The sequence below is a fragment of the uncultured Paraglaciecola sp. genome, from assembly GCF_937123705.1.
Taxonomy (GTDB): Bacteria; Pseudomonadota; Gammaproteobacteria; order Enterobacterales; family Alteromonadaceae; genus Paraglaciecola.
Window position 1 is genome coordinate 1 of the sequence record NZ_CAKZKO010000107.1, and the last position, 7,539, is coordinate 7,539.

The 7,539-nt window shown below is 34.7% G+C and carries 7 protein-coding genes and 1 pseudogene; 3 read left to right on the forward strand and 5 right to left on the reverse strand.

Annotated features, from left to right (window positions below; translation table 11 throughout):
* From Q0688_RS14025 to Q0688_RS14035, 3 genes and pseudogenes are all read left to right on the forward strand, one after another.
* Positions 1–591, forward strand: a 591-nt coding sequence (locus Q0688_RS14025; protein ID WP_367179799.1) for a translation initiation factor IF-2, incomplete at its 5' end; no start/stop codon positions are given.
* 128 nt (positions 592–719) lie between these two features.
* Positions 720–1,966 (forward strand): annotated as a pseudogene (locus tag Q0688_RS14030) (IS110 family transposase).
* Between the two features lie 294 nt (positions 1,967–2,260).
* The gene (locus tag Q0688_RS14035) at positions 2,261–2,623 is read left to right on the forward strand and encodes a hypothetical protein (RefSeq protein ID WP_299077851.1); all 363 of its coding nucleotides are present in this window, start codon (positions 2,261–2,263) and stop codon (positions 2,621–2,623) included.
* Between the two features lie 44 nt (positions 2,624–2,667).
* Here Q0688_RS14035 and Q0688_RS14040 read toward each other — a convergent pair whose 3' ends face one another.
* From Q0688_RS14040 to Q0688_RS14060, 5 genes are all read right to left on the reverse strand, one after another.
* A complete protein-coding gene (locus Q0688_RS14040) occupies positions 2,668–3,060 on the reverse strand; it encodes a hypothetical protein (RefSeq protein WP_299077854.1) in 393 nt (130 codons plus the stop codon).
* Positions 3,061–3,685: 625 nt separating this feature from the next.
* Positions 3,686–4,213, reverse strand: coding sequence for a HEPN domain-containing protein (locus Q0688_RS14045; protein WP_299077857.1), 528 nt, complete (start codon positions 4,211–4,213; stop codon positions 3,686–3,688).
* Entirely contained in the window at positions 4,206–5,678 is a 1,473-nt protein-coding gene (locus Q0688_RS14050; protein ID WP_299077860.1) for a VWA domain-containing protein, read from the reverse strand. Before Q0688_RS14050 ends, Q0688_RS14045 begins: the two co-directional genes overlap by 8 nt.
* Positions 5,675–5,959, reverse strand: coding sequence for a hypothetical protein (locus Q0688_RS14055; protein WP_299077862.1), 285 nt, complete (start codon positions 5,957–5,959; stop codon positions 5,675–5,677). The genes Q0688_RS14050 and Q0688_RS14055 overlap by 4 nt, the downstream gene beginning before the upstream one ends.
* 107 nt (positions 5,960–6,066) lie before the next feature.
* Positions 6,067–7,539, reverse strand: a 1,473-nt coding sequence (locus tag Q0688_RS14060; protein WP_299077864.1) for a tetratricopeptide repeat protein, incomplete at its 5' end; no start/stop codon positions are given.

Sequence of the window (7,539 nt, forward strand, 5' to 3'; positions counted from 1 at the left end):
ATATTAAAAGGAGATGTAGATGGTTCTGTAGAAGCCTTAACAGATTCATTCCAAAAATTATCTACCGAAGAAATTCAAGTAAATATTTTGCATAAAGGCGTTGGTGCCATTACAGAAAGCGATGTGTTATTAGCAACCGCTTCCGATGCAATTATTGTTGGGTTTAATGTACGTCCGCAAGGAAATGCAAGAGCCGTAGCCGATAGAGAAGAAGTAGATATTAGAACATACTCTGTTATTTATAATGACCTTAAAGATGCAATGGAAGGTATGTTATCTCCAGAAATGAAAGAAGAAGTTACAGGTAATGTAGAAATTAGAGAAGTTTATAAAATTTCTAAAGTTGGTAATATTGCAGGTTGTATGGTAATGTCTGGTAAAATATTTAGTAATTCTCAAATACGTATTATTAGAGAAGGAATTGTAGTTCATGATGGTTTTTTAGCTTCATTAAAACGATTTAAAGATGATGTTAAAGAAGTAGCAAAAGGATATGATTGTGGTCTTCAAATTAAAAACTATAACGACATACAAGAAGGCGATGTAATTGAAGCATACAAAGAAGTTGCGGTTAAGAAGAAGTTGAAATAATAAAAAACATAATTTTTCACATAAAAAAGCTTCGAAATTCAATTGAATTTTGAAGTTTTTTTTTATGAAACATCCATGGCAAGGATTTTGCCACCCAAGGTAATGACTTTAACGTAAAAGCTAATATCATGAAAAAGCAACAGATTAATTTTGAACAGATTGTAGAAAGGGGTTGTGGGATTGATGTACACAAAAAAATTATTGTAGCCACAATCCGAGGAACGGGAATTAAAGAGCAAACCAAAACCTTTGATGGTTTTACAGATTCTATAGAAAAGATGAAGGGATGGTTACAAAAACATAATATTACACACGTAGCTATGGAAAGTACAGGCGTGTATTGGAAACCAATTTATAACATTTTAGAAGATGGTTTTGAAATTTTATTAGTCAATGCAAGGCATATAAAAAATGTACCAGGGAGAAAAACTGATAAAAAAGACAGTAAATGGATTGCAAAACTGCTTTTAAGCGGTTTATTAAGAGGTAGTTTTATTCCTCCAAAACCAACAAGAGAGCTAAGAGATTTAACACGTTATAAACGAAAAGTAATAGAACAAGTTTCGGCAGAGAAAAATAGGATTCAAAAAATTTTGGAAGATGCAAACATCAAAATATCTAGTGTAGTAAGTAGCACAAGCGGTGTAACAGCTACAAAAATTATAGATGCGATGATAGCTGGAGAACAGAACATCGATGAACTGCTTAAATTGCGACATGGCAGGATACAATCAAGCATAGAAGATATGGTGTCTGCATTAAAGGGCAACTTAACGGCTCATCATAAATTTATGCTTCAAACCATCAAGGAATCGATTAAGGAGAAACAAATTCTGATTACTAAATTAGATACTCAAATAGAAGTCCATTTAAAAAAGTATGAGTTAGCATTAGATTCGGAATTATTACAAACCATCCCTGGGGTTGGTAAAGATGGCGTAGCGTATTTATTAGCAGAAATAGGTTCAAATATGGATCAATTTCCAGATGAAAAGCACTTGGCTTCTTGGGCAGGAATGAGTCCAGGTAGTAATGAGAGTGCTGGTAAAAAAAAAGCAGTAGAATAACCCATGGTAATAAATATTTAAGAACAATGTTAGTCCAATTTGCTTGGGCAGCCACAAGAACAAAAGGAACATATCTAAGAGCAAAATATGATAGTTTAGTAGTACGAAGAGGCAAAAAGAGAGCGCTGATCGCAGTAGGACACAAGATCCTGATAGCCGCCTATTTCATACTAAAAGACAAGGTTGAGTATAAAGAACTTGGATATGAGTATTTACAAAGTTTAAAAAAAGACAAGAAGATAAATCGCCATATAAAAATCCTAAAAGAATTAGGAATAGAAGTGGAGATAAAAAACAAAGTAGCATAATTATAAAAGGTCGATTTTTACTGGAGGTTGAAACATCTTAGGCCATGAGCCATTTAGAAACCCCGATTATGAAACTGACAACAAACGTTAAGCACCCAAGAGTATCGCCAATCTGAGAGCAATCAAAGAGGGAGCATGAACATGAAATTTTGATTTTCTTAACGTATTGCTACTTTTTAATAATAGAGAAAACACCTAAAACCATAAATGGGTAAGGGGTTTTGTAATTAAAAATTAAACAAAAACTCGTTAAGCCTTGTAAATAAAAGGAATAACGAAAAATAAGAAAGACACATGAAAAATATGAAACTCTTTATTTTATTTTTTACCATTTTTATTACTTCAAAAGCTTGTTCTTCTAAAACTGTAACTAATACTCCAGAAGTTATAGAAAGTTCACAAAAATTATATTTTAATGCTAAAATTTTTACAGTTGATTCTGATAAACCATGGGCTGAAGCATTGTTAATAGATAAAAATAAAATAATTTTTGTAGGGTCTAATATAGCAGCAAAAAAAGCGGCAGATGAAAATGTAATAAAAATTGATTTAAAAGGTAAAGTAGTTGATGGTAAAGATGATAAAGTAGCAGCAGTATTTTATGCATTTGCTTTAGGAAGAGAATATGATGAAGAAACTGTAAATTTGTGCGACTAATCACAATTTTGAATGTTGAGTTTTCAATGTTAAATTGTATCATTTTAAAACAAATATTCCTTAAGTATCTCATCGACTCGAACATTGTCTTTTCTTTCTATATAAAATCCAGGCCTACTTGCTGAGTCCGCCGCCAATATCCATCTATTTGATTTCGAGGTAATCGAAGACAATAAGTAATACACAGCCAAAGTGCTCGAAGAAGAGTTTGGCCTATCTATTGTTATTCCCCAAGAATTCTTGAATGGTATTTTCCTTATAAGGAAAGGAACAACATCCTGCTCTTCTTCAAATACCTTACAAAGAGGGGTATCTAAAAAATAGCCTAACTCGGCCTGAGGAAATGACTCTTCACCCCAATATTTAATCTCTCGCTTCCAAGAAAGTAACTCAGTTTTCAAAGGCTGATCACTTACGAATTCTATCCAATCACTCATAATAAGATACTAACGAGGGTGTAGAAAAATACGATATTTAGACATGTTTCCCTACTCCTCAAAAATTCCGTTTAATTTGCTCTGTTCTTATTGAGCTTTATATTTTTAATGATATTCGAGTATCTTACTCATATTTTCAAACATGAACTTAGATCGTCTTTAATAACATAAATATTTGAATAACTATGAATACTAATACTGAAAATAATAAAAGATATTACTGAATAATTATTCGTTTTTGCTACTTTTGCTAGTTGAATCCACGTTTTAATAATAGAGAAATATTGATAATATTTATATCTCTATCGCGAACTTAAACACGGATTTATACAGCTTTTTAATAGAAGCGTGAATTAGTTCACACTCAAATTTTATTGTGTAGAGGTACCTTTAATTTGGCCTCTCAATTAGATGTGATTCACATACTAATAATTTACTCTAACAAACACAGATCGATATACTTAAAAATATAAAAGCCATGTTTATTCATTGTGACCTCACCATCAATAACCTTAGTTAAAAATAGTAGACTAATCAACAACGACCACTTATCTCAAATAGATGATGGTACAACTTCATAAGTTCCAGTGTTAAGCTGATGAGCAGCCAGATAATATTTACTGACTTAGCAAGCAAAACCATCATCCATTGTTCTTGCCAAAGCACGTAAAAAACGTACACATTTTTGCAAATCATCTTTTTTTACAGGATGGCCACTTTGCTTATCACACACAGCCCGATGAACTACATCACCTCGTAATGAGATATATTTATTTAATGTTTCACGAACGCGTTTAGGGTCAAAATTGTCCCAACTCCAAGCTTCGGTTATATCTTTATTTAATATCGGCTCAAATAGCTTTTTAATATTCTGGCTATTCGGTGTATTAAAAGTCTTAAGATCGTTATGTACTTTCTTATCTATGTATTGATAAACGGGACTACCTCTAAGGCCTAAAAGATAGGAACTAACCAATTCAGTAAATATATCCTCCACATAGGTTTCCCAAACCGTCAAAGCCATAATCAACGCACTACGCTTTAACGCTTCTGGTTGCTTATCCGGATGATCTCGATTCACCAAATCATATATTTCAATAATTTCATCTACATCCTGCATGGCGATATTAAATGCGTCATAGGCTTTAGACATGATGTATTTCCTTATTTTCTAGCAATCCTGACTGCTGGTGATAATTTACAAGCTCGGTAATTGAGCTACTATTAGGGTTATAAACCCACTCATAATCAAACAAAGTTTTTAATCTATTACTCATAAAGCAACTACCAACAACCAATGAGTAAAATTGACTCCCCTCTTCTCTCTGGTCCTCAATTCCTGAAAGTATGTCCTCTGGCAAAGACCCCATAATGAAGTCTGAAATAACAAGTACATCCGCTTTTTTATAAGCATCTTCTTTCATCACATCCAGGGTATGAAGTAATGCAGGCGCTACATCTGTACCACCCCTAAATGATTTGCTTAGAAAACCAGTTAACGCTGCTAACCCACCCTTACCGGATAGATCTAAAGTCGTAATGCCCGTTGAAAAATTAATCAGATAACAAGGCCGTTCAGCCTCCCTTGCTTTTGTTGCTAGAAATAAGGAGACCGCTTTAGCAATGGTCTCAGGCCGACCGTGCATAGAACCACTGGTATCAATGCACAAAATCATAGGCCCTTGCTCTCCATCCTCTGAATAAGCATGCTCTTCTTCAACTTCTATTTCTGTTGTTTGCTGCTGAAGCCCTACCATATCAAAAGTCATCAACTGGTTTTCGATAAACTTTAAATCAAATAATATTGAAGTTTCAGGGTCAGCTAGAAGGGCTAATTCTGAAGGGATAACATTTTCAATATCTTGGCTTAAACGAATGCCAACGATTTCTTCCTTGGCGTTTATATCAGGAACCCATGCGTCTACAGACTGAGTCGTAAATATTTTTTCTATCCGCTCTTCTTTCTCGACATCCCGCATTCGCCCTAAAAGGTCGCAGATCTCTTGAGCCATAGGGTCATTTTTTAAATAGTCAGCCCATTGTTTGAATTGCTCAATATCTTGAGATGTTAAGTTACCATCTGAGAGATCAAGCCATATTCCAGGGTCGACACCCAAATCATCTAAAGAAGCTGTAAGTTCTTCAAATAGCTTAAGTAATTCTTCTAATTGAGATAAAAAGGCCTGCCTGAGCTTATTTAATGTCTCTAACTCCCAGTTTAATCGTGCCTGCTTAAGTTGCTCACCCCACTTTTGAAATAATAATTTCTTTGCTACTTCTGCTTCTTCTTTTAAAACAACATTGGTTTTATTACTGACAATCTGGCGCTGCCAAAAACCATTATCATAAGGAATTTTAGCGCTTTTGCAGAATTGAGAATATTTAGCAACTAAGTCTGTTACTGGTAATTCATCAATTGAATCAATTCGATAATACTTATCTCTAAATTGCTCATATTCATCAAAAGGATACTCATTTTCTAATGCTAAACGGCTCTCTCTAGACCAATCCTCAACCACCGAATTAACATGAGAACTTAAAGAGTTATTACTGGATAAAAGAGACTCATACTCCTTATAAATCTCTTTTATTTCTGAAAAATTATTCAAATCACTCATGAACACAAAGACTCTAAGCGATCACAGTCTTTAATTTTGAGTTCTAAGGATTCTCTCTGATCATTGAAGCCCTTAATTGCACACTGAGTATCTTCTTGTGAAACAAATGGGGTGTTTAACCTTGATAAGAAGTTCTTAGATTTTTGGCTGATTGAACGCTGATTATTAACTAAACTAGACTTCATTTCCTTAACCTCTGCCGATAAAGCTTTAATTAGGCGTTCATTAACTTGTTCTTTTTTATCTCCTTTGTGAAACATAACGCTTGGTGTAAATGTCACGTTGGTATCATAATCATAGTGATCATATTTAATGTTACATGTACCTTGAGCATCAAATGAGATAGTTAATTTATTAAAGCTGTTACCACTTTCATCAACCGGATGAGTTATATTTTTTGATTTAAATTCGCTAAATAATATGATTTTGCAGCTATTGCCATCGTGTCTTTGGGGTTAACCAACAGTGATTGAGTTGCCAGTTCTGCCGCCTGCATATACGCTTCCAAACTTTTTTCATTATTCGAATATTGATAAGCGTCAGCTAAATTTCCCCAGTTGATGAAATCAGTGTCATTTAAAGATATCATTTTTTCAAAAGTTTCCACAGATTTATGAAAATCAGATTGATAAAAATACATAGTTCCTAAATTTGAATAAGAGTCTGCACTTGGATTGATATCAATCGCTACTTCTGTAAATTTGATGGCTTCATCTATTTTACCAAGAGAATAATAACTTGCTGCCATATTCAAATAGGCCCAATGATTATTTGGTGCTAATTCAATCTGTTCTTTGAACTGCTCAACGGCTCTTTCATATTCTCCTAAAATAAAATAATAAACACCAAAATACGAAATGACTAACATATTATTTGGTGATGCTGATTTAGCATGTTTATATATCTTTTCTGCCTTATCAAATTCATTTAATTTTTCATGCGCCAAGGCAAGCCCTAAAAAAGATTCAATGTGCTGAGGATTTCTCTTTATACTTTGACTAAAAAATACAACACTTTGCGAGTAGTCACCACGTTCAAAAACTATTTGAGCAAATAAATACGCCAGTTTTGAATGGTCTTTATTAATTATTTTAAGTTCATTAACAGTGTTTTCCATTGATTTTAACCAACTGATATCTTTCGACTCTGTATATAGCCTATATTGCGCTTCTGCCAACCCCACATAGGCTAACTGATAGTTGGCGTCTATCGAAATAGAACGATCAAAAGCTTTTATTGAATTCAAAAGGTTTCCTTGTTGATCATCTCTATATAAGTAACCCCTTCCTCGAATATACTCGCGGTAAGCGCCGTCAAGCTGAGGTCTTTCGGCATTGAATTTTTCTGTTACGTCTTTGGGCACAGACCAATCCAATAATTCTAATGCTTGGGTTCGAATAAGGCCATGGCCTTGGAACAGTTCATCGGCTTGGATGCTAACTTCTGCGGTTTTGACTTGCTGGCCTGTTACGGCATTCAACAGATTCAAGACCAATAGTCTGGTCGAGCCCATGTGTTGGATGCTGCCGGTTAAGACCAAATTAACACCATATTTATCTGCCACTGCTTTTAGCGATTGATCTTTCATGCGGCTGATTTCTGTGGCTGGTACGATCCATGTGTTGTTCTGCTCTGCTGCAATCGCGGCCAAATCACTGCCGAGGTTCACTGCCAGACCATCACCAAAGAGTTGTATCAACGGGTCTCCGCTTATGTTTTCAAATGGCGAGATGGCGATTTTATTGGCCTCGGCCAATTGGCGTTCTATCAACTGTTGTGTCGATGCAGGAAACAACACGTCTTTAACACTCCAACCCAGGCCAATGACAAAAGGAATGATAATGGCCGCTTTTGTCAGCCA

Coding starts and splice junctions, on each gene's coding strand:
- Q0688_RS14040 (WP_299077854.1), bottom strand. CDS start 3,060: ATGAGTGATTGGATAGAATTCGTAAGTGATCAGCCTTTGAAAACTGAG.
- Q0688_RS14045 (WP_299077857.1), bottom strand. CDS start 4,213: ATGTCTAAAGCCTATGACGCATTTAATATCGCCATGCAGGATGTAGAT.
- Q0688_RS14050 (WP_299077860.1), bottom strand. CDS start 5,678: ATGAGTGATTTGAATAATTTTTCAGAAATAAAAGAGATTTATAAGGAG.
- Q0688_RS14035 (WP_299077851.1), top strand. CDS start 2,261: ATGAAAAATATGAAACTCTTTATTTTATTTTTTACCATTTTTATTACT.